This is a genomic window from Vibrio thalassae (assembly GCF_900089835.1).
GTDB lineage: Bacteria > Pseudomonadota > Gammaproteobacteria > Enterobacterales > Vibrionaceae > Vibrio > Vibrio thalassae.
Map to the genome: position 1 here is coordinate 12,464 of NZ_OANU01000124.1, position 631 is coordinate 13,094.

At 46.3% G+C, this 631-nt stretch carries 2 protein-coding genes; one reads left to right on the forward strand and one right to left on the reverse strand.

Annotation, left to right across the window (positions count from 1 at the left end):
- The coding region (locus tag VTH8203_RS25225; RefSeq protein WP_244181295.1) for a site-specific integrase at positions 1 to 411 on the reverse strand (411 nt) is incomplete at its 3' end.
- Between the two features lie 110 nt (positions 412 to 521).
- Here VTH8203_RS25225 and VTH8203_RS21965 point away from each other — a divergent pair.
- The coding region (locus VTH8203_RS21965) for a helix-turn-helix domain-containing protein (protein WP_158296112.1) at positions 522 to 631 on the forward strand (110 nt) is incomplete at its 3' end.

Genomic DNA, 631 nt, shown 5'->3' on the forward strand with positions numbered 1-631 from the left:
CCCCATGGAATATAAGGCAAGGAAGAAGACTTGGTAACGGCATTGCTGGGTCAACGAGATGAGTAAGGCGACTTGTTCTGGGGCTAAAACATCAGGGAGTTTTTTGCTGCGTGGCGGTCTGACAATATTCAGCCATTCCCACTGTTTGTTGAGGGTATAGCGATAGAAGAACTGCAATCCGTTACGGTCGAGCTTAACGGTACTCCATGAGTGGGTTTCGATGAGGTTAGCAAAGTAGCGTTTGAGTTGTAGGGTGGTTAAGGCGTCCGGACAACAATCAAAGAACTGCGCAATCCGTCGCACCGCACGAGAATACGCATCAATGGTAGCGGGTCGTTTACCTTGCAGTTTAAGGTTGGTAAGGTGTTGTTCATAAAGAAAGTTGAAGCGTTCTAAGTCGGTAGAATTCATAAGTTACTCCTGTTGTCAGCGCCGATGTAAAAATGACCCACTAACGTCGATTTAAAATTGACCCACCTGAGGCAAACTATCCGTTCGTAAAATGGACAAAGCGGCGGATTATGATCAATCAGGAGCAACTAGTGGAAATACACGTTTTACATCAGCAAGGACAAAGTATCCGCCGCATCGCGCGTGATTTAGGTGTATCTAGAAACACCGTTCGCACTTA